The sequence below is a fragment of the Cellulomonas olei genome (assembly GCF_039548315.1).
In the GTDB taxonomy this organism is placed as follows: Bacteria; Actinomycetota; Actinomycetes; order Actinomycetales; family Cellulomonadaceae; genus Cellulomonas.
In genome coordinates this window covers 99,972-121,386 of sequence record NZ_JBCLVN010000004.1, presented here as the reverse complement: position 1 = coordinate 121,386, position 21,415 = coordinate 99,972, and the positions used below count along the sequence as shown (strand labels likewise).

At 76.9% G+C, this 21,415-nt stretch carries 17 protein-coding genes; 8 read left to right on the top strand and 9 right to left on the bottom strand.

Annotation, left to right across the window (positions count from 1 at the left end):
- Positions 1–10: 10 nt before the first annotated feature.
- Positions 11–1,042: a methyl-accepting chemotaxis protein gene (locus tag AAHH18_RS02030; protein ID WP_343300387.1), complete on the bottom strand. Its 1,032-nt coding sequence runs from the start codon at positions 1,040–1,042 to the stop codon at positions 11–13.
- A gap of 117 nt (positions 1,043–1,159) precedes the next feature.
- On the opposite strand from AAHH18_RS02030, the gene AAHH18_RS02025 reads away from it, so the two are divergent.
- Together AAHH18_RS02025 and AAHH18_RS02020 are read left to right on the top strand one after the other, a co-directional pair.
- Positions 1,160–1,954, top strand: a complete 795-nt coding sequence (locus AAHH18_RS02025; RefSeq protein ID WP_343300386.1) for a putative protein N(5)-glutamine methyltransferase — start codon at positions 1,160–1,162, stop codon at positions 1,952–1,954.
- A 61-nt stretch (positions 1,955–2,015) separates the two neighbouring features.
- Complete coding sequence (locus tag AAHH18_RS02020; protein WP_343300385.1) at positions 2,016–2,609, top strand: isochorismatase family protein; 594 nt, start codon at positions 2,016–2,018, stop codon at positions 2,607–2,609.
- Between the two features lie 75 nt (positions 2,610–2,684).
- Here the strand turns inward: AAHH18_RS02020 and AAHH18_RS02015 are convergent, their stop codons facing one another.
- Positions 2,685–2,894, bottom strand: a complete 210-nt coding sequence (locus tag AAHH18_RS02015; RefSeq protein ID WP_222169522.1) for a hypothetical protein — start codon at positions 2,892–2,894, stop codon at positions 2,685–2,687.
- Positions 2,895–3,197: 303 nt separating this feature from the next.
- Here AAHH18_RS02015 and glgX point away from each other — a divergent pair, with 303 nt between their 5' ends.
- The 3 genes from glgX to treZ are packed head-to-tail and all read left to right on the top strand — an operon-like array spanning position 3,198 to position 9,804.
- A complete protein-coding gene (glgX, locus tag AAHH18_RS02010) occupies positions 3,198–5,423 on the top strand; it encodes a glycogen debranching protein GlgX (protein WP_343300384.1) in 2,226 nt (741 codons plus the stop codon).
- On the top strand, positions 5,420–7,951 hold the full coding sequence (gene treY / locus AAHH18_RS02005) for a malto-oligosyltrehalose synthase (protein WP_343300383.1): 2,532 nt from the start codon (positions 5,420–5,422) through the stop codon (positions 7,949–7,951). Before glgX ends, treY begins: the two co-directional genes overlap by 4 nt.
- Positions 7,948–9,804: a malto-oligosyltrehalose trehalohydrolase gene (gene treZ / locus AAHH18_RS02000; protein ID WP_343300382.1), complete on the top strand. Its 1,857-nt coding sequence runs from the start codon at positions 7,948–7,950 to the stop codon at positions 9,802–9,804. The genes treY and treZ overlap by 4 nt, the downstream gene beginning before the upstream one ends.
- 16 nt (positions 9,805–9,820) lie before the next feature.
- On the opposite strand, the gene zapE is transcribed toward treZ, so the two are convergent.
- A complete protein-coding gene (gene zapE, locus AAHH18_RS01995; protein WP_343300381.1) occupies positions 9,821–10,876 on the bottom strand; it encodes a cell division protein ZapE in 1,056 nt (351 codons plus the stop codon).
- A 926-nt stretch (positions 10,877–11,802) separates the two neighbouring features.
- Here zapE and AAHH18_RS01990 point away from each other — a divergent pair.
- The 3 genes from AAHH18_RS01990 to AAHH18_RS01980 all read left to right on the top strand — a co-directional run bounded on the left by AAHH18_RS01990 (position 11,803) and on the right by AAHH18_RS01980 (position 15,744).
- Positions 11,803–12,591: a dihydrofolate reductase family protein gene (locus AAHH18_RS01990; RefSeq protein WP_343300380.1), complete on the top strand. Its 789-nt coding sequence runs from the start codon at positions 11,803–11,805 to the stop codon at positions 12,589–12,591.
- A 10-nt stretch (positions 12,592–12,601) separates the two neighbouring features.
- On the top strand, positions 12,602–13,087 hold the full coding sequence (locus AAHH18_RS01985; protein WP_283320186.1) for a hypothetical protein: 486 nt from the start codon (positions 12,602–12,604) through the stop codon (positions 13,085–13,087).
- A gap of 86 nt (positions 13,088–13,173) precedes the next feature.
- Positions 13,174–15,744 carry a helix-turn-helix transcriptional regulator gene (locus AAHH18_RS01980; RefSeq protein WP_343300379.1) on the top strand — a complete coding sequence of 857 codons (2,571 nt, stop codon included), beginning with the start codon at positions 13,174–13,176 and terminating at the stop codon, positions 15,742–15,744.
- 52 nt (positions 15,745–15,796) lie between these two features.
- On the opposite strand, the gene AAHH18_RS01975 is transcribed toward AAHH18_RS01980, so the two are convergent.
- The 6 genes from AAHH18_RS01975 to AAHH18_RS01950 are packed head-to-tail and all read right to left on the bottom strand — an operon-like array spanning position 15,797 to position 21,372.
- Positions 15,797–16,084 carry a ferredoxin family protein gene (locus tag AAHH18_RS01975; RefSeq protein WP_343300378.1) on the bottom strand — a complete coding sequence of 96 codons (288 nt, stop codon included), beginning with the start codon at positions 16,082–16,084 and terminating at the stop codon, positions 15,797–15,799.
- A complete protein-coding gene (locus AAHH18_RS01970; RefSeq protein ID WP_283320183.1) occupies positions 16,081–17,376 on the bottom strand; it encodes an FAD-dependent oxidoreductase in 1,296 nt (431 codons plus the stop codon). Before AAHH18_RS01970 ends, AAHH18_RS01975 begins: the two co-directional genes overlap by 4 nt.
- Positions 17,373–18,296 (bottom strand): electron transfer flavoprotein subunit alpha/FixB family protein, encoded by a 924-nt coding sequence (locus AAHH18_RS01965; RefSeq protein ID WP_343300377.1) that lies wholly within the window; start codon positions 18,294–18,296, stop codon positions 17,373–17,375. Before AAHH18_RS01965 ends, AAHH18_RS01970 begins: the two co-directional genes overlap by 4 nt.
- A 16-nt stretch (positions 18,297–18,312) precedes the next feature.
- The gene (locus AAHH18_RS01960) at positions 18,313–19,095 is read right to left on the bottom strand and encodes an electron transfer flavoprotein subunit beta/FixA family protein (RefSeq protein WP_343300376.1); all 783 of its coding nucleotides are present in this window, start codon (positions 19,093–19,095) and stop codon (positions 18,313–18,315) included.
- A 31-nt stretch (positions 19,096–19,126) separates the two neighbouring features.
- Positions 19,127–20,509: an MFS transporter gene (locus tag AAHH18_RS01955; protein WP_343300375.1), complete on the bottom strand. Its 1,383-nt coding sequence runs from the start codon at positions 20,507–20,509 to the stop codon at positions 19,127–19,129.
- Positions 20,500–21,372, bottom strand: coding sequence for a MaoC/PaaZ C-terminal domain-containing protein (locus AAHH18_RS01950; protein WP_343300374.1), 873 nt, complete (start codon positions 21,370–21,372; stop codon positions 20,500–20,502). Before AAHH18_RS01950 ends, AAHH18_RS01955 begins: the two co-directional genes overlap by 10 nt.
- Between the last annotated feature and the right edge of the window lie 43 nt (positions 21,373–21,415).

Genomic DNA, 21,415 nt, shown 5'->3' with positions numbered 1-21,415 from the left:
CCGGCCGACGTCAGCCCTGCACGAGCGCGCCGTACCACCCCAGGCCGGCGTACGTCTCGTACCCCGGGGACGCCGCGAACCCGATGGTCCGGCCCTCGTCGGTGTACGACCCGGTCGCGTCCTGCCCGGTGCGCAGCACCACCCTCTCGGCCAGGACGCCGCGCCGGTCCGACGCGGCGAGCACCAGCCCCGAGCGGTCCAGCAGCAGCACGCGCGTGGACTCCCGCTCCCCGGGCGCGAGGCGGACGCCGTCGACCACGGCCTGCGCCTGGCGCTCCCAGTCGAAGAACACCCCGAGCGCCCCGAGCGGGCGCCCGTCGGCCCGTCCGCCCTCGCGCACGGCGGTGGCGTAGGTGGCGGTCAGCGCGTCCAGGCCGGGCTCGCGGGCGACGTCGAGCGCGGCGTAGTCGTCGCCGTCGCGCGTCGCCATGGCCGCCCGGAACCACGGCCGGTCCGACACGTCCGTCCCGACCGCCCGCGCGCCCGCACCACCGGGGCCCGCGCCCGCGCCCGCGCTCGCGCTCGCCACGACCCGGCCGTCCGCGTCCGCGAGCCACAGGTCCAGGTACACCGTGTACGCGCGCAGGATGACGGCGAGACGCTCGCCCGCGTGGTGCGCCGCCGCCGGGTCGCCGGTCGCGAGCGCGTCGACCACGGCGGCGTCGGTGGCCCACCAGCGGACGTCGCACGACCGCTCGTAGAGGTTGCGGTCCACGATCTCGATGGCGTTGAGCGCGAGGTCCGCCAGCCGCTGCCCGCGCACCCGGCCGACCAGGGCGTGGCCGAGCTCCGTGAGCTCGTCGATGCGGGGACGCAGCTCGCCGGAGAGCTCCTCGGACAGCGCGCGTGCGCGGTCCGCGACCTCGCTGACCTCCCGCGCGACGACGGCGAAGCCCGCGCCGTGGTCCCCCGCCCGCGCGGACTCGATCAGCGCGTTCAGCGCCAGCATCTTGGTGCTGCGGGCCACCTGCTCGATGCCCTGCAGCTTCTCCCCCGTGACGCGCCCGACCTCCTCGGCCAGCCGCACGACCCGTTCCGGCACGCGGATCCCTCCCGCTCGGTGACTGCTCGCCCTGCCGCCATCCGTCCTGCTGATCGGCCGTGGCGGCGCCGACCTGAGCGGCGGCGGCGCGCGGCGCGGGGCGTAGATTCGGCACCCGTGACCCCGGCCCCCACCCCGACCGAGCTCGCGGCCGTCGCCGCGCGGCTCCGGGCGGCCGGGTGCGTCTGGGCCGAGGACGAGGCCGCGCTGCTGTGCGCCGAGGCGCCGGACCGCGCGGCGCTGGAGGTGCTGGTCGGACGGCGGGCGGCGGGCGAGCCCCTCGAGCAGGTGGTGGGCTGGGCGGGGTTCGCCGGTCTGCGGGTCGCCGTCGCGCCGGGGGTGTTCGTCCCGCGCGCCCGCACGCAGGTGCTCGTGCGGCGCGCGGTGCGGCTGCTGGCCGGCACGCCCGATCCGACGGTCGTGGACCTGTGCTGCGGCACGGGGGCGGTCGGGCTCGCCGTCGCCCGGGCGCACCCCGGGACGCACCTCTGGGCGGCGGACGTCGACCCGGCGGCGGTCGCGTGCGCCCGCACGAACCTGGACGGCGTGGGGACCGTGGTGCAGGGCGACCTCGACGCACCCCTGCCGGCCGGCCTGCGCGGGCGGGTGGACGTGATGACGGCGAACGCGCCGTACGTGCCGACCGCCGAGATCGCGCACATGCCGCCGGAGGCGCGCGAGCACGAGCCGCTGGTCGCGCTGGACGGCGGGGCGGACGGCGTGGACCTGCACCGGCGCGTGGCGGCCGCGGCCGCGGGCTGGCTGGCGCCCGGTGGGCACCTGCTGATCGAGACCAGCACGGTCCAGGCCGCCGCGACGTCCGCCGCGTGCGAGGCGCACGGCCTGCGCGCCCGCGTCGAGCACGACGACGACGTGGACGGGACGGTGGTGGTCGCCCGGCTCCCCCGGTGAGCCGCCCTCCTACAGTGGGGGGCGCGGCGCGCACCGGGCGTGCCGCCGAGGGGAGGGTGCCGTGGGCCGGGCGCTGATCGTGGTGGACGTGCAGAACGACTTCTGCGAGGGCGGGGCCCTGGCGGTCGCCGGCGGTATGGACGTGGCCCACGGGGTGACGGCGTTCCTCGACCGCGCCGCGGGCTCCTACGACGTCGTGGTCGCGACGGCGGACTGGCACGAGCCGCTGCCCGACTCGAACGCCGGCCACTTCGCCGTCGCCGCGGACCCGGACTACGTGACCACCTGGCCGGAGCACTGCGTCCGCGGGACGGCCGGCGCGGCGTACCACCCCGCCCTGCGCCTGCCCGAGGGGGTGCTGCACGTGCGCAAGGGCCAGGGGCGGCAGGACTACTCGGGCTTCGAGGGCCAGGTGCAGGGCGAGGACGCCGGGCTGGCCGACGTCCTGCGCGCCCGCGGCGTCGACGGGGTCGACGTCGTCGGCCTCGCCACGGACCACTGCGTGGCGGCCACGGCGCTCGACGCCCTCGCGGCGGGCCTCGACGTGCGCGTGCTGACGGACCTGACCGCGGGCGTGGGCGTCCGGACGACCATCGACGCGCTCACCCGGCTCGCCGGGCGGGGTGTCGCGCTGACGACCTCCGCGGCGCGGTAGCCGACCCGGCCGCCGGGCGCCCCCGTCCGGCGCGCAGGACCCGGGGCGGGCCGGCTGCTCCCGGCGCGCCCCGGGTCAGCCCTGGTCGGCGCGCAGCCGCCCCGTCTCCCGGAACGTGTCGGCGATCTGCTGGGCCTGGGCGGAGACGAGGCGGCGGTACAGGTCGTAGGCGGCGTCGATGCGCACGGGGAGGTCACCGCGGCTGCGGGCGAGCTGCCAGTCGCGCTTCGCCGCCGCGATGTCCGCGTTGGTGATGACCACGCGCGCCTCGTCCTCGTCCGCCATGGGTCGAGCATGCGTCCGTTTTGCCCGATTTGCGATAGTCCGTCGGGGTGAACGGAGCCCGTGGACCGGGTGAACCCGGGCCCCGGGCCGGCCCGCGGCCCCCCGATCGGCTGCCGCGGGAGCCGTCCGGGGCGCGCCGCGCCCGGGTCGCGTCGGCCCGCGCCGGCGCCGAGAGCCGCTCCCCCCGCGGCCGCGGCCGTCCCCGGCGGCCTCGTTCGTCCTGCGGACCCGGGGGTTCGGCTGGCACGCTGTGCTCCTGGGCCCTCCGGCCCAGCGCCACCACCTGCCGAAGGACGACCACGCATGAGGATCTGGCCCGGACGCCCCTACCCGCTGGGCGCCACGTACGACGGCAGCGGCACCAACTTCGCGCTGTTCTCGGGCGTCGCCGAGCGGGTGGAGCTGTGCCTGTTCGACGACGCCGGCAACGAGACCCGGGTGGACCTGCCCGAGGTCGACGCGTTCGTCTGGCACGGCTACGTCCCGGCGCTCCAGCCCGGGCAGCGCTACGGCTACCGCGTGCACGGGCCCTACGACCCCGCGCAGGGCCACCGCTGCGACCCGTCCAAGCTGCTGCTCGACCCGTACGCGAAGGCCATCGACGGGCAGATCACGGGCGACCCGTCGCTGTACTCGTACACGTTCGGCGCCGAGGACGAGCGGAACACCGACGACTCCGCCGGACACACCATGACGTCCGTGGTCGTGAACCCCTACTTCGACTGGGGCCACGACCGCCCGCCGCAGCACGAGTACCACGACTCGGTCATCTACGAGGCGCACGTCAAGGGCCTGACCCGGCTGCACCCCGCGGTGCCGGAGGAGATGCGCGGCACGTACTCCGCCCTCGCGCACCCGGCCGTCATCGAGCACCTGACGTCGCTGGGCGTCACCGCCGTCGAGCTCATGCCGGTGCACCAGTTCGTCAACGACCCGGCGCTGCAGGAGCGCGGGTTGTCGAACTACTGGGGCTACAACACGATCGGGTTCTTCGCGCCGCACAACGGGTACGCCGCGTTCGGCAGCACCGGGCAGCAGGTGCAGGAGTTCAAGGCGATGGTCAAGGAGCTCCACGCCGCCGACATCGAGGTCATCCTCGACGTCGTCTACAACCACACCGCCGAGGGCAACCACCTGGGCCCCACCCTGTCGTTCCGCGGGATCGACAACGCGTCGTACTACCGACTGGTGGACGAGGACAAGGCGCACTACTTCGACACGACGGGCACCGGCAACTCGCTGCTCATGCGCTCGCCGCACGTGCTGCAGCTGATCATGGACTCGCTGCGCTACTGGGTGCAGGACATGCACGTCGACGGGTTCCGGTTCGACCTCGCGGCGACGCTGGCCCGGCAGTTCCACGAGGTCGACCGGCTGAGCGCGTTCTTCGACATCGTGCAGCAGGACCCGATCATCTCCCAGGTCAAGCTCATCGCGGAGCCGTGGGACCTCGGGGACGGCGGCTACCAGGTCGGCGGGTTCCCCCCGCTGTGGTCGGAGTGGAACGGGCAGTACCGCGACACCGTGCGGGACTTCTGGCGCGGGGAGCCGTCGACGCTGGCCGAGTTCGCCAGCCGGCTGTCCGGCTCCGCGGACCTGTACGAGCACTCCGGCCGCCGGCCCATCGCGAGCGTCAACTTCGTCACCGCGCACGACGGCTTCACGCTCGCCGACCTCGTGTCGTACAACGAGAAGCACAACGAGGCCAACGGCGAGGGCAACCGCGACGGCGAGAGCCACAACCGGTCCTGGAACTGCGGCGTCGAGGGCCCCACGGACGACCCCGAGGTGCTCGACCTGCGGGGCCGGCAGCAGCGCAACTTCCTCACCACCCTGCTGCTGTCCCAGGGCGTGCCGATGATCGCGCACGGCGACGAGCTGGGCCGCACCCAGCAGGGCAACAACAACGTGTACTGCCAGGACGACGAGCTGTCGTGGGTGGACTGGGACCTCGACGAGCGCCGCACGACGCTGCTGGAGTTCGCCCGCCGCGTCGTGCACCTGCGCCGCGACCACCCCGTGTTCCGCCGGCGCCGGTTCTTCGCCGGGGCGCCCGAGCGCGGCGGGGAGTCGGACCTGCGGGACATCGCGTGGTTCACGCCCGCCGGGGAGCACATGTCCGACGCGCAGTGGCAGGAGGCCCTCGCGCGGTCGGTGATGGTGTTCCTCAACGGCGACGCCATCGCGGAGCCGGACCTGCGCGGCGAGGAGATCGTCGACGACTCGTTCCTGGTCCTGTTCAACGCCCAGCCCGAGCCGACGACGTTCACCCTCCCGGGCGCCGACTACGGCGAGACGTGGACCGTGGCGCTCGACACCGACCACCAGCTCACACCCGGCGACGAGCTCGCGGCCGGGGTCGACGTGCGCCTCGAGCACCGCTCCACGGTCGTGCTCGTGCGCCCCCCGGTGCAGGCGGTGGACCCCGTGACGCAGGCGCCGGCGACGACGACGCTCCCGGCCGGCGCGCAACCGCCGGCCCCGCAGGAGGACGGCCCGCCGGCGACGCGGACGGGCGGTGGCGCGTGACCGTCGACCGCGGCCCCGAGGCCCGCACCCCGTCGCGCCGGCTGCCGGCACCGGACCGGCCCGTCCCGACGTCGACGTACCGCGTCCAGCTGGGGGCCGACCTCACGTTCGACGACGTCGCGGCCCGCGTGCCGTACCTCGCCGACCTCGGGGTGACGCACGTGTACCTGTCGCCGGTGCTGACCGCCGCACCCGGCTCCACCCACGGCTACGACGTCGTCGACCACGACGCCGTCTCCCCCGTCCTCGGCGGTGAGGACGGGCTGCGCCGCCTCGCGGACGCGGCCCACGCCGCGGGCCTGGGGCTCGTGCTCGACATCGTCCCGAACCACATGGCCGTCCCCACCCCGGCCTGGCACAACCGCGCGCTGTGGTCGGTGCTCGCCGAGGGACCGGCGTCGCCGTACGCGTCCTGGTTCGACGTGGACTGGTCCGCGGGCGAGGGCGACGTGCTCATGCCCGTGCTGGGCGACCGGATCGGCGCCGTGCTGGCGTCCGGCGAGCTGCGGCTCGAGCACGAGGTCGTCCCGGGGCACGGCGAGGAGCCGCAGCCGGTGCTGCGCTACTACGACCACGTGTTCCCGGTCCGCCCGGGCACCGAGGCGCTGCCGCTGGCCGAGCTGCTCGAGCGGCAGCACTACCGGCTCGCGTACTGGCGGGTGGCCGACGAGGAGCTGAACTACCGCCGGTTCTTCGACGTCGGCACGCTCGCGGCCGTCCGCGTCGAGGACCCCGACGTGTTCGACGCCACGCACGCCCTGGTGCTGCGCCTGCTCGACGAGGGCGTCGTCGACGGGCTGCGGATCGACCACCCGGACGGCCTCGCGGACCCCGGCGGCTACCTGGACCGGCTGCGGGAGCGGTCCGGCGGCGCGTGGGTCGTCGTCGAGAAGATCCTGCAGGGCGAGGAGGAGCTGCCCGCGGACTGGTCGACGGCCGGCACCACCGGCTACGAGGCGCTGTGGCGCATCCAGCAGACGTTCGTCGACCCGGGCGGCGGCGCGCGCCTGGGCGCCCTGCTGCACCGGCTCTCCGGCGACACGTCCGACGCGCTGCCCGAGATCGTCGACACCGCCAAGCGGCAGATCGTCGACCGGGCCCTGTACGCCGAGGTGTACCGCCTGACCGAGCTCGCGGCGGAGGTCTGCCGCGACGACCTGCGGCTGCGGGACCACACCTGGCGGTCCCTGCACGACTGCCTGGTGGAGCTGCTGGTCGCGATGGACCGGTACCGGGCCTACGTGGTGCCGGGCCGGACGCCGCACCCGGCGGACGTCGAGGTGCTCGAGCACGCCGCGCGCACCGCCCGCGACCGGCTCTCCCCCGAGCGCGCCGCGACCATGGACGTGCTCGTGGACCTGCTGCTCGGGCGCGAGGTCGGCAGCGCCGGCCGGACGCGCGACCCGCGCCGCGACGAGCTGGTCGTGCGGTTCCAGCAGACCTGCGGCGCCGTCATGGCCAAGGGCGTCGAGGACACTGCGTTCTACCGCTGGACGCACCTGGTCTCGCTCACGGAGGTCGGGGGCGAGCCGGACCGGTTCGCCCTGTCCCCCACCGAGCTGCTCGCGTGGGCCGCCCGCGCCCAGCAGCAGACGCCGCTGGGGATGACGACCCTGTCGACGCACGACACCAAGCGCAGCGAGGACGTGCGCGCCCGCCTGGGGGTGCTGTCCGAGCTGCCGGTCGAGTGGGCGGACCTGGTGGGACGGCTGCGCGCCGCGTCCGCGCCGTACCGGTCGTCCCTGCTGGACGGCCGCACGGAGAACCTGCTCTGGCAGACGCTCGCCGGCACGTGGACCGCGGACGGGCCCCTCGCCGGCGACCGGCTGGCGGAGTACCTCACGAAGGCGGTGCGGGAGGCGAAGGACCGCACCTCCTGGACCGCGCCCGACGAGGCGTACGAGCGGGCCGTGCTGGACGCCGCGTCGCAGGCGCTGGCCGACGACCGCGTCGCCGGGCTGTTCGCCGAGTGGGAGCACCGCACCCGGACCGCCGTCCGCGCGGCGACGCTCGGGCAGAAGCTCGTGCAGCTCACGCTGCCCGGTGTCGCCGACGTGTACCAGGGCACCGAGGTCCCCGCGGTGGCCCTCGTCGACCCGGACAACCGGCGGCCCGTCGACGCCGAGGCGCTCGCCGCGCGGCTCGCCCGGCTGGACGAGGGTGCCGGCGCGCGCGACCTCGCGGACGAGAAGCTGCTGGTGACCTCGCGCGCGCTGCGGCTGCGCCGGGACGTGCCGGAGGCGTTCGTGGGGCCGGGCGCGGGCCTCGTGCCGCTCGCCCACTCGTCCGGCCACGTGCTGACCTACGCGCGCACCGCCGACGGGGAGCCGCGGGTCACGGTGCTCGCGACGCGCCTGGCCGCGACGGTCGACCGGCTCGGCGGCTGGGACGACCACACCGTGGCGCTGCCCGAGGGCGAGTGGCACGACGTGCTCGCCGACCGCAGCGTGCCCGGCGGGGTGCAGCAGCTCGCCGGCCTGCTCGACCGGATGCCGGTCGCCCTGCTCGTGAGGAGGACGGACGCGTGAGCGCGACCACCCCGGCACCTTCCCCGCGGCCCGCTGGCGCCGTCTGGGCGCCGCACGCCGGCAGCGTGGCGCTGCACCTGCCCGCCGCGGACGACGGCGGCGCGGAGACCGTGCCCCTCACCCGCGGCGCGGACGGCTGGTGGACCCCCGACCGGGACCTGCCGCACGGCACCGACTACGCCTTCGTGCTGGACGACGGCGACCCGCGCCCCGACCCCCGCAGCCCCTGGCAGCCGCACGGCGTCCACGGGCCCAGCCGCGTGTTCGACACGACGCGCCACGACTGGGCCGACACCGGCTGGGCCGGGCTCGACGTGCGCGGGGCCGTGCTCTACGAGCTGCACGTGGGGACCTTCACGCCGGAGGGCACGCTCGACGCGGCCGCCGCCCGGCTGGAGCACCTGGCGGGGCTCGGCGTGCAGGTGGTCGAGCTGCTGCCGGTCGCGCCCTTCAACGGCGTGCACGGCTGGGGCTACGACGGCGTCGGGCTGTACGGGGTGCACGAGCCCTACGGCGGGCCCGCCGCGCTGCAGCGCTTCGTCGACGCCGCGCACGCCGCCGGCCTGGCGGTCTGCCTCGACGTCGTCCACAACCACCTGGGGCCGTCCGGCAACTACCTCGGCGAGTTCGGCCCGTACTTCACCGAGGCGCACCACACGCCCTGGGGCGCCGCCGTGAACCTCGACGGGGACGACGCGGGCGAGGTGCGCCGCTGGATCCTCGACAGCGCGCTGCGGTGGCTGCGGGACTTCCACGTGGACGCCCTGCGGCTCGACGCCGTGCACGCCCTCGTCGACGAGTCCCCGCGGCACGTGCTCGCGGACCTGTCCGACGAGGTCGCCGCGCTGGCCGCGGAGGTGGGCCGGCCGCTGTCGCTGATCGCCGAGGTCGACCTCAACGACCCCGTGTCCGTGACGCCCACGGCGGACGGCGGCTGGGGCATGACCGCGCAGTGGGCCGACGACGTGCACCACGCGCTGCACGCGCTCCTCACCGGCGAGCGTCACGGGTACTACGTCGACTTCGGGTCGCCCGCGACGCTCCGCAAGGCGCTGCGCGACGTGTTCGTCCACGACGGGACGTACTCGACCTTCCGGGAGCGCGACTGGGGGCGCCCGGTGCCGCCGGACGTCGACGGGCACCGGTTCGTCGTGTTCGGGCAGGACCACGACCAGGTCGGCAACCGCGCGCTCGGCGACCGGCCGTCCGCCGCGCTGGACGACGGCGCCCTCGCCGCCGAGGCCGCGCTCGTGCTGCTGTCCCCGTTCACGCCGATGCTGTTCATGGGCGAGGAGTGGGGCGCGCGCACGCCCTGGCTCTACATGACCGACCACCCGGAGCCCGAGCTCGCCCAGGCCGTCCGCGAGGGCCGCGCCCGGGAGTTCGGCGGGCACGGCTGGGCCGCGATGTACGGCCGGGACGAGGAGACGTTCCGCGTGCCCGACCCGCAGGACCCCGCGGGCGTCGAGGCCAGCCGCCTCGACTGGGACGAGACGGCGCTGCCCGGCCACGCCCGGATGCTCGACTGGTACCGGCGGCTGGTGGAGCTGCGGCGGGAGGTCCCGGACCTGGGGTCGGGCGACCGCGCCGCGACGGACCTCACGTGGGCGCCGGAGGGCGCGGACGCACCCGGTGGCGCCGACGGCCCCTGGGGCGACTGGCTCGTCCTGCACCGCGGGGACGCCCGGGTGGTGGTGAACCTCGCGGGCACCGAGCGCGTCGTCCCCCTGGGCACCGACCGCGCGGACCTGCGCGTCCTCGCGACCTGGGCGACGGCCCGGCTGCTGTCCCCCGCCCCGGACGGCACCGCCCAGGTCGTCGTGGGCCCGCGCTCGGTGGCCGTCCTGGCCTGAACCGGGCGGCGCCGGGCTACGCGCGCGCGGCCGCCTCCTCGCGGCCGCGCTCCGCCAGGGCGCCCAGGCGGGACAGCGCGCGGAAGTACTTCTTGCGGTACCCGCCCGCGAGCATCTGCCCGGTGAACAGCGCCGACTCCCCCGCGCCGCCCAGCAGCACCGGGACGTCGCGGTCGTACAGCCGGTCCACCAGCACCACCAGGCGCAGGGCCACGTCCTGGTCCGGCACCGGCCCGACGCCCGTCAGGCCCACCAGGTCCACACCGTCCAGCAGCGCCCCGTACCGGGACGGGTGCACGGTGGCCAGGTGCCGCAGCAGCGACCCGAAGTCGTCGAGCGTCGCGGCCGGCGCCCCGGCGACGGCGTCCCGCACCGCCGCGTCGTCCAGCCCCGGGGCGTCCGTGACGACCGCGCGCTGCCGGTAGTCCTGCCCGTCGATGCGCAGCACCTCGAACCGCCCGGCCAGGTCCTGGATCTCCCGCAGGAAGTCGTCGGCGGCGAACCGTCCCTCGCCCAGCGACTCCGGCAGGGTGTTCGACGTGGCCGCCAGCGCGACGCCGCGGTCGGTGAGCTCGCGCAGCAGCCGGGACATGAGCACCGTGTCGCCGGGGTCGTCGAGCTCGAACTCGTCGATGCACACCAGGCGCCGGGTCGCGAGGGCGTCGACGGTCGGCCGGAACCCGAGGGCGCCGACCAGGTTCGTGTACTCGACGAACGTGCCGTAGGCCGAGGCCTCCGGGCCGACGGCGGTGGCCAGCGACGCCAGCAGGTGCGTCTTGCCGACGCCGAACCCGCCGTCCAGGTACACCGCGGGCACGGCGGCGGGACGGCGCCGCAGTCGGCGCAGCAGGCCCCCGCCGCCGTCGCCGCCGGCGAGCGTCCCCGCGACCTCGCGCAGCCGGTCGAGCGCCGCCTGCTGGCTCGGGTAGCGCGCGTCGGGCCGGTAGGTGTCGAACGACTCGTGCGCGAAGTGCCGCGGCGGGACGCGCTCCGCGAGCAGCCGGTCGGGTGCCACCTCGGGTCGGCGGTCGGCCAGGCTCGCGGTGGTCGGCGTGGCGGGGGTGGAGGTCACGGCCGCACAGCCTAAGCCGGGACCCGGCGCGCGGCGAGACCGGGCCCGCGGGCCGCACGCGGACCGGGGCCGCGCCCGGCCCACGCCCGTCCGAGCCCACGCCCGTCCGAGCCCACGCCCGCCCCGCACCGCCCGGCCAGCTCGCCCCTCCCGGCCCGCCCGCACCTCCCGGGCCCGCCCGCGCCGCCCGGTCCCTCTTACGCCGAGAAGCCAGGACACGCCCGGGATCTCGCGCGACGCCCGGCGTGTCCTGGCCTCTCGGCGAGCACCCGCCCGGCGGGGGACGCGCGCGGGGTCCGCGGGGCAGGTCCGGACGGAGAACGCGCGGGCCCCGGCGCACGGCGAGACCGGGTCCGCGGGTCGCACGCGGGCTCGTCCGCGCCCGGCTCACGCCAGTCCCAGCCCACGCCCGCCTCGCCCACGCCCGCCCCGCCCGGCCCGCTCGCCCAGCCCAGTCCTGCCTACGCCGAGAGGCCAGGACACGCCCGGGATCTCGCGCGACGCCCGGCGTGTCCTGGCCTCTCGGCGAGCACGCGCCCGCGGGGGGCTCGGGGGCGGGGCGGGCGGCGTCCGCACAGGGGCCCGGGGGCCGAACGGGCGCCGGGCGCGGTGGCCGGGCGCAGAACGCGCGGACACCGGGCGCGCGGGCCGGCCCCCGAGGGCGCACGCGCCAGGCACGCGGGCCGGACGGGCGCCGGGCGCGGTGGCCGGGCGCAGAACGCGCGGACACCGGGCGCGCGGGCCGGCCCCCGAGGGCGCACGCGCCAGGCACGCGGGCCGGACGGGCGCCGGGCGCGGTGGCCGGGCGCAGAACGCGCGGACACCGGGCGCGCGGGCCGGACGCAGAGAGCGCAGGCGCCAGGCACGCGGGCCGGACGGGCGCCGGGCGCGGTGGCCGGGCGGGCGGTCCCGCTAGCCTGGCCGGCATGCCTCGCGAGCTCCCGCCCCTGGACGTGCTGCTGCCGCTCGACCGCGCCGGCGCGGTGCTCGCGCCCGGCGGCGACGAGCGGGAGCTGCACGCCCTGTACGCCCACCCCGACCCCCGGGACGGGCGCCCGGCGGCGGTGCGGGCGAACATGATCGCGACGCTGGACGGCGCCGCGCAGGGGCCTGACGGGCGGTCGCGGAGCATCAACGGCCCCGCCGACTGGCGCGTGTTCCGGGTGATGCGGGCGGTCGCGGACGTGGTGCTGGTCGGTGCCGGCACGGCGCGCGCGGAGGGCTACACGCCGCTGTCCGTGCCCGCGGACCTGCGCGCGGCGCGCGCGGCCCGGGGCCAGGACCCGGCCCTGGCGCTGGCGGTGGTGTCGGCGTCCGGCGAGCTCCCGGAGGGGCTGCGGGGCACGGACCGGCCGCCCTACGTCGTGACCTCGGCGGCGTGCCCGCGCCTGGACGCCCTGCGCGACGAGCTCGGGCCGGAGCGCGTGGTCGTCGCGGGCGAGGAGACCGTCGACCTGGCCGCGGCGCTGGCGGCCCTCGCCGGGCACGGCCTCACGCGCGTCCTCGCGGAGGGCGGCCCGCGGCTGCTGACTGACCTGGTGCGCGCCGGCCTGGTGGACGAGCTCTGCCTGACGACGAGCCCGCTCGTGGTCGCCGGTCCCGCGCTGCGCGCCGTGCAGGGGCCGGACTGGGTCGGCCCGCTCGCCGCCCGCCCCGAGCACCTGCTGCACCACGACGGGATGCTGCTCGGGCGCTGGACGCTCGCGCGGCGATAGTCTCGACGGCGTGACCGACACCATCCTCGTCCTCACGGAGGACACCCTGGCCTCGGCGGACGTCGCCCACATCCTCTCGCTCCACGACGGCGAGACGCTGGCGTACCGCGTGCTCGTGCCGGCCGACACCGAGCGGAACGTGCTCGTGTCCCTCGTGGACCAGCTCAGCCTCGGCGAGCTCCGCGAGGCGCTCGACACCGTGCTCGGCCGCGAGCCGCAGCCGGCGGAGGCGACGGCGGACGCCGCCGAGCAGCTCGCCGACAGCCTCGCGGCCTTCGCGGCGGCCGGCGTGACCGCCACGGGCACCGTCGTCGACGACGACCCGCTGCCTGCCCTGCGCTCCGCGGTGGCGTCGGAGGGCGCCCGCGAGGTCGTCGTCGTGACCTACCCGCACGCGCTGGAGGACACGTTCCACCGCGACTGGGCCTCCCGGGCGCGCGACGAGCTGCACGTGCCGGTGCTGCACCTGTACTCGGGGACGTCCGAGCTGGGCTGAGACCCCGCCCGCAGCACCCGCACGCGACCGGTGCCCCGGACCTTGGACACGGTCCGGGGCGCTCCCCCGTCACTAGCGTGACGGGCGTGAGAGACGACGTCGTGCTTCACCCGGACACCGTGTCCCGCATCGTCGGCTACCTGCAGGACGGGACGCACGTCCAGGTGGTCGGGATGCGCGCGGCGGGACGCTCGTGCGTGCTCGACCAGGTGGCCGACCGGCTCGCGACGCTCGGGGTCGGCACGGTCCGGCTGCGCGGCGTGCGCGCCCTGCGGGACCGCACGCTCGGCGCCCTCGCCGTGGCCGGCGTCGCGCTGCCGAGCGCACCCCAGCAGCTGCGGGTGCTGAGCGCCGCGATGGAGTCGCTGGAGCAGATGCTCGCCGCACCCGGTGCGGTGCTGCTGGTCGACGACGCGGACGACCTGGACAGCGGCACGGTCGGCGCGGTGCTCGCGGCCCGGGCGCGACTGGGCACCCGCGTCGTCATCGCGTGCGGCCGGGGCGGCGGCACCGCGGCGGCGCTGCTCGCGGACGGCCTGCAGCCCGCGGCCCGCGTCACCGTCGACCCGCTGTCGTTCGCCGGCGTGCACCAGCTGCTGCACACGATGCTCGGCCGGGGCGTGGAGCCCGCCGCGGTGGCGCGCGTCGCCGCGGCCACGGGCGGGCTGCCCGGCCTGGTGCAGGCGCTGGTGGACACCGCCCGGCGCGAGAACCGCCTCGTCGTGCGCGACGGCCTCTGGGTGGCCCGGGGCGACCTGTGGACCACGTCGCTGGCGCAGACCGTCGAGCCGTTCCTCGCCGACCTCGACGACGACCTGCGCGACGCGCTGACGGTGCTGGCGTTCGCCGGGACGGTGTCGCTGGCCGCGGCGGGCCGGCTCGCGGGCACCGCCGCGCTCGTGCGGCTCGAGGAGTCCGGCCTGGTGCAGGTGGCCTCCGACGGCGAGCACGCGCTGGTCGGGGTGTTCCCGCCGCTGCTCGCCGACTACCTGGTGCAGGAGAGCGCCACGACGCGCGGCCTGCTGGTGCGGGCGCGCGTCGCCGAGGAGCTCCAGGGCGAGGACCCGGCCCCCGCCGGCGTGCGGACCGCCGCGCCGCTGGCCCGCCGGCTCATCGCGCAGCGCTGGGAGCAGCGCCGCCGCGACGCGCGCCGCCGCTGGGAGGCCGACCCGGACGCCGGGGCCGGCGCGGAGCTGCTGGAGGCGATGCTGCTCACCCACGCCCGCCCGCACCAGGTCGAGCACGTGCTGGAGCGCACCCGCGCCGACCGGGGCGACCCGGACGAGCGCGCGGCGTTCCTGGCCGCCCACGCCGTCTACCGGGGACGCGAGTCCGGCTCCCCCGCCGCGGCCGCCCTGGTGGTCGCGGAGCACGGCGCCGACCTGCCCGACCACGGGCCGGCGCTGGGCGCCGTGCTCGACCACCTGGCGCTGACGAGCGGCTCCCCGGTGCCCCCGGACGCCGGGCCGGCGCCGGTCGTGGCGGCTGCGACCGCCGCGGTCCGGGCGGCCGCTCCCTCGGACGGGCTCGCGCGCGCCGTGCGGGCCGAGACGCTCGTGGCCGCGGGACGCGCCCGGGAGGCGCTGGAGCTGCTGGACGGGCCCGAGCCGCGCGACCCGCGGGCCCGGTGGATCGCCGGCACCGCCCGCGGCCTGGCGCTGCTCTACACGTGCGACGTCTCCGCCGCCGCCGCGACCGCGCTGGCCGGCGTCGAGCGCGCGCGGCAGGAGCTGGACCCGGTCTCGCTGCTGGCGCACGCCTCGGTCGCGGGTCTCGCGCTCGCGGTGCAGGGGCGTGCGATGGAGCTCGACGCCCTGACCTGCGACGCCCTGGCGCTCAGCACCGCGTGCCCGCAGGAGCCGCAGCTCGTCACGGGCCTGATCGCCCTCGCGGCGGAGGCCGCGACCTGGCAGGGGCACCGGGAGTTCGCGGAGTCGCTGGCGGTGCAGGCGCGCTCGGTCCCGGCACGCCGCGGGCCGCACCCGTACCAGTCCAGCGACCTCGTCGCCCCGCTGATCCAGGACGAGGACGACCCGGCCGTCGCGGCCGGGACGGCGGACCGGATCTGGCAGGTGGCCGTCGAGCGGCTCGACGCGGGGTACCTGCCCGCGGGCGTCGTGGCGGGGGTCGCGGCGGTGGAGCGGCGCCCCGACCCGGCGCGCGCCGCCCACCTCGCGGAGGCCGCCTCGCGCAGCGACGCGCCGCTGCTCACGCACCTCGCGGGGTTCGCCACGGCCGTCGCGTCGGGCGACCCGGAGCGCCTCGCCGCGCTCGAGCCGGAGCTCCGGCGCGCGGGCCTGCGGCAGTTCGCGGTCCGCGCCGCCGTGGCCCGGGCGGTGCGGCTGCTCGCCGACGGGCAGCCGGCCGCGGCCATCGAGCGGGCGGACACCGCGTGGAGCCAGGGCGGGCTGCGCGGGCGCGACCTGTGCGGGCTGTTCCTGCCGTTCGACCGGGCGGTGCGGCTGACGTCGCGGGAGCGCGAGGTCGCGGTGCTGGTGGCGCGGGGCCTGTCGTCCCCCGAGATCGCGACCCGGATGGTGCTGAGCGCCCGGACGGTCGAGCACCACATCCTGTCCGCGTGCCGGAAGGTCGGTGTGAACTCCCGGGAGGGGCTCGCGCGGGCCGCCCGCACCTGGCTCACCTGCGCCCAGCGCTGAGCCCCCGGCCGGGGCGGGGCGTCCCCGCGACGAGACGCCCCGCCCCGGCTGCTCAGCCCTCCCGGAACGCGATGCCGAAGCCGCCGCGCGGGTAGGTCCACTCCAGGACGCCGGGGTCGGCCACCGCGAGGCACGCGCCGCACTCGAGGCACGCGGCGTGCTCGACGCCGATCGTGCCGTCCGCCTCGCGGGTGTAGACCTTCGCGGGGCAGACGGCGATCAGCCGGTCGCCGCAGCCGGTGCGGCGCGCGAGCTCCTGGTCGACGCGGATGTGCGGCTGCTCCTCGTCGGTGACGTAGCTGTTGGCCGCGAGACGGTCCGGGACCGAGGTCGTCCTCACAGCGCCCGCACCCCCGCCAGGCCGTCGCGGACCAGGTCCCGCACCCGCACGGGCGAGCGCCGGAGCTCGGCACGCGCCACGTCGAGCAGGTGCCGGCGCGGCGTCAGGTCGTGGTCGTACACGCGGTGCAGGACGTCGCCCAGCAGCGCTCCGTAGTCGTGGTACATCCGCTCCCTCTCCAGGAAGGCCGGCGCCTTGGCGTAGGTCTGCAGGTCGCGCCCGGCGGTCGAGCCGAGGAGCTCCCGCCGGTACCCCGCCAGTCCGTCCCGCGAGGTGTCGCCCGCGTCGAGAGCCCGGCCGACCGCCGACGCCGCCGCCACCCCGGACGCGACCGCGAGGTCCATCCCGCGGACGGTGAGGCCGGTGTTGATGGTCAGCCCCGCCGCGTCGCCCACGACGACCATGCCGTCGGTGACGACCTCGCCGAGCATGGCCAGGCCGCCCTCGGCGACCAGGTGGCTGCCGTACTCCACCACCTCCCCGCCCTCGAGCAGCGGCGCCACGAACGGGTGCGCCAGGAAGTGGTCGAACACCGCCGCGGAGTCCTCGCCCTTCGCGACCAGGTCGTCCAGGCGCAGCACCACCCCGACGGACAGCGACGCGCGGTTCGTGTAGAGGAACCCGCCGCCGCCGACCCCGCGCGTGCAGTCCCCGACGACGGCGTACGCGACGCCCTCGTCGCCGGTCAGGTGGAACCGCTCGCGCAGCCGCTCCTCGGGCAGCGCGACGACGGCCTTCACCCCGAGCGCTAGGTGGTGCAGCGGCTCGCGGCCGCGCAGGCCCGCGCTCCGGGCGAGGAACGAGTTCACCCCGTCCGCGGCCACGACGACGTGCGCCCGCAGCTCGTCCTCCCCTGCGCGGACGCCGACGACGCGGCCGTCCTCGCGCAGCACCCCGTCGACGCGGACGCCGCTCAGCAGGTCGGCGCCCGCCTCCTCGCACTGCTCGGCGAGCCACGGGTCGAACCGGGCGCGCAGCACGGTCACCGCGTTCACGGGCTCCGCGAGCCGGCGGTCCTGGTAGTCGATGCCGACCGCGGACTCCGCGTTGAGGAGCTGGAGGTAGTTGCGGGTGATGCGGCGCTCGATCGGCGCGCGCTCCAGCAGGTCCGGGAAGACCTCCTCCAGGCCGCGCGAGTACAGCACCCCGCCGGACAGGTTCTTGGACCCCGGCGCCGCGCCGCGCTCGACGAGCGCCACCGACCGGCCCGCCTGCGCCAGCCGGTAGGCCGTGACGCAGCCCGCGATGCCCGCGCCGACGACGACGACGTCGAAGTCCGGCTCGGCGGTCACGACGCGGCCCCCGGGCCGGGCGCCGCCAGCGCCGCGGTGAGCGCCGGCAGCACCTCGTACAGGTCGCCCACCACGCAGTAGTCGGCCTCGGCGAAGTACGGGCAGCCGGGGTCGGTGTTGATGGCGACGACGGTGCCCGCCCCGCGGGCCCCGACGACGTGCTGGAGCTGCCCGGACACGCCGGCGGCGACGTACAGCTCGGGCGCGACGTGCTGGCCGGTCACGCCGACGTACCGGTCGTGCGGCAGCCACCCGACGCCCTCCGCGAGCGGCCGGGAGCACGCCACCTCGGCGCCGAGCGCCGCGGCGAGGCCCTCCACGAGCGCCAGGTCCTCCTGGCGCCGCACGCCCCGGCCCGCCGCGACCACGCGCGGGGCGCGGGACAGGTCGACCGCCGCGCGCTCCGCGACCCTGGTAGCGGTCACGGTCACGGCCGGGTCGGCGGGTGCGGCCCCGGCGTCCACGACGGGGGCGGAGCCGCCGTCCGCGGCGGTGCCGCCGTCGGTGACGACGACGGCCGGGCCCGTGACGCGCTCGGTCCGCTCGGCGATGCCGCCGAAGACCGAGCGCGTCACCTCGACGCCGCCGTCCGCGACCTCGACGGCCCGGACCATGGTGAGGACGGGCGCGGCCAGGCGGGCGGCGACGGCGCCCGCGAGCACGCGGTCCGCCGGGCGGGGCGCGGCGAGCACGAGCGCGGGCGCGGCGTCCGCGACGAGGCCGGCCACGGCGGCGGCGCAGGTCTCCGCGGGGGCGCCGGGAGCGGGCTCGACATGCAGCACCCGGTCGACGCCGGGCGTGCGGGCCACGGCGGCGGCGGTCCGACCGTCGCCGACGACGACGACGGTGGTCGGGCCGGCGGCGAGCTCCACCAGGCGGCCGATGCGGGCGTCGCCCGCGGTGAGGATGTAGGTGGTCACGATGGGTCTCCCTCGGTCAGATCACGGCGTCGGCGCGCAGCGCCGCCACGAGCTCGGCGGCGGCGGCGGACGCGTCGGAGGCGTCGACCACCTGGCGGCGGCGGGCCCGCAGCGCGGGCGGGGCGGTGCCGACGACGTCCGGCCCGGCCGGCAGCTCGACGGGCAGGGTCTGCAGGTCGAGCTGCTCGACCGGCCGCTTGCCCGCCGCCAGGATGTCCTTCATCCCGGGCACGCGCGGGACGACGGCGTCCGCCGCGACGGCGAGGACCACCGGCCCGCGCACCGCGAGGTCCTCCGAGCCGGTCCCGGTGGCGCGCTCGACGGTCAGCGACGCGGTGCCGCCGTCGACCGCCGAGACCGCGCCGACGCCGAGCAGGGCGGGCCAGCCGAGCGCGCCGGCCAGCACGGCGGGGACGAGCTGCGCGCCGGAGTCGACGGACGCGTCGCCCGCGAGCACCACGTCCACCTCCCCGACGTGCCGCACGAGCGCCGCCAGCGCGAGCCCGGTCGCGGTGGTCCCCGCGGCGGCGAGCGCCGGGTCCGCCAGCACGACCAGCCGGTCCAGCCCGCGTGACAGCAGCGACTTGCGGGCCAGCGCGGACGCCACGTCGGGGCCGCCGACCGTGACGCCGACCAGCTCGGAGCCGGTGGCGTCGGCCAGCCGCCGGCCGACCTCCACGGCCACCGGGTCGTACTCGGACACCGCGGGCTTCGCGCGGCCCCAGTCCACGGCGCCGTCGGGTCCGACGGACGCGTCCTGGGGGTTCGGGGCCCACTTGCAGGCCACGACGATGGTCATCTGGTTCTCCTTGCGTCGGTGACCGCGGGGGTCACGGTCGGTGCGGCACGCCGGGGCCGGGGGCGGGCCGGCGGCGGCCGGGGGGTCCCAGCCGCAGGGCGGCGGACTCGGTGAGGGTCAGGCCGCGGGTCTCGGGCGCCGCGAGCACCGAGACGACGAGGCCGAGGCCGGAGATCGCGGCGCCGGCGAGCATGGTGGCGCGGGTCCCGTGCGCGAGCAGGAACCCCGGCAGCACGTACGTGGACACGACCGTGCCGATGCGGCTCACGGCCATCGCGGCGCCCACGGCGGAGGCGCGGATCTCCGTGGGGAACAGCTCGTTCGGGTACAGCCACTGCAGGTTGCCCGGCCCGCCGGAGAAGAACGCGTACAGCCCGAGGCACGCGACGACGGCCGGCAGCGCCGGCGACGGCACGGCGCCGAGCACCGCGAGCGCCGCGGTCATGATCGCGAAGCTGACGACGAGCAGCCGGCGGCGGCCGAGCGAGTTCGCCCAGTGCATGGCGGGCAGGCAGCCCACGAGGAAGAACGTGCCGATGACGATCTCGCCGAGCGTCGCGACCTGGCGCTCGCCGAGCCCGAGCTCGCCCATGATCTGCGGCCCGTAGGTGTAGATGGCGAACATCGGTGCCGCCTGGCAGAGCCAGATGGTCCCGACGAACAGCACCTTGCCGAGGTAGCCGCGGCGGAACAGGGCGGCGTAGGACTCCGTCCGCTCGGGTTCGGGCTCGAGCTGCACGTCGGCGCCGAGCACCCGGTGCACGATGGCGCGCGCCTCCTCGCCCCGGCCGCGGCGGGCCAGCCACCGCGGCGACTCGGGGATGTCCCACCGCCCGACGAGGATGACCAGGCAGGGCACGACGGCGCTGGCGAGCATCCACCGCCAGCCGCCGTCGACGTCGAGCAGCAGGTACCCCACGAGGTAGGCGGCGTTGGCCCCGAGGTACCAGGCCGCGGCGATCAGCCCCATGGAGACCGAGCGGTGCCGGCGGGGCGTGAACTCGGCGACGAGCGACGTCGCGATCGGGTAGTCCGCGCCGATGACGACGCCGATGGCGAACCGCATGGCGACGAGCTGCCAGGGCTCCGCGACCAGGGCCGTCGCCGCGGAGATGACCGCGATGCCGATGATGTCGACCACGAACATGCGCTTGCGGCCGATCCGGTCGGTCAGGTAGCCGCCGACCGACGTGCCGAGGAACAGCCCGACGAGCGCCGCCACGCCGACGAGGGCGGTCCAGCGGGCGTCGAGGTCCAGGGCGGGCGTGAGCTGGATGAGCGCGACCCCGATGATCGACAGCACGTACCCGTCGAGGAACGGCCCGCCGGCGGAGAACAGCGTCACCCGCTTGAGGAACGGCGTCATCCCCACGTCGTCGAGCAGCACCGTCTGCCGCCCGGGGCTCAGCTCCACTCGACGACCCCCCAGTTGAGGTGCGGCTTGGCGGTCGGGTCGTCGGCGTCGACCAGGCGGAAGTGCGCCCGGTGCTCGTCCATGCGCCACAGCTCGGTGCGCAGCGTCGAGCCGGGCAGCACGGGCGCGGTGATGCGGGTCTTGAACCGCCGCAGCCGCTCGGGCTCGCCCGGGAACAGCGAGCGGATGGCGTGCCGGCAGACCACGCCCGCGAAGCTCACGGCGTGCAGGATCGGCCGGGGCTGGCCGTTCGCGGCGGCGTACTCCCAGTCCACGTGCTGCGGGTGGTAGTCCCCGGAGAGCCGGTAGATGAGCGCCTGGTTCTCCGGGATGCGCTCCTCGACGGCGATGTCGGCGGGGCGGTCGGGCATCTCCACGAGGTCCTTCGGCGCGGCCGGGCCGCCCCAGCCGCCGTCGTAGATGAGGCAGTCCCACGACTCGTTCGTGAACAGCAGCGTGCCGTCCTCGTCGCGGGTCTCGCCGACGTGCTGGGCGAGCAGTCCCTTGCCCGGGCCGCGGTCGTAGAGGCCCTTGAGCAGCACGCGGGTCGACAGCCGCCCCTCGAGCCGGGTGATCGGCTGGTGGAACGTCAGGTCGAAGCTCCAGTGCAGGGACCCGGCGTAGTCGTACCCGTAGTCGATGGTGCGCGTGACCTCGGAGTCGACGATCGGCATGGCGCCGAACGTCGGCAGCACCTTCATGCCCTTCTCGTAGACGTACTCCAGGTCGGTGCGGCCGTCCACGGCGCACCCGGACCCGAGCGCGAACAGGCTGAGGTCCCGGGTGGCGTACTCGCGCTCGAACGGGCCGAACCACTGCCCGACCATCTCGGTCTTGATCGCCATGTCGTGCTGCTCCTCCATCGGTGCGGGTGGTGCGGGGACGTGCGGGGTGGTGCGGGGTCGT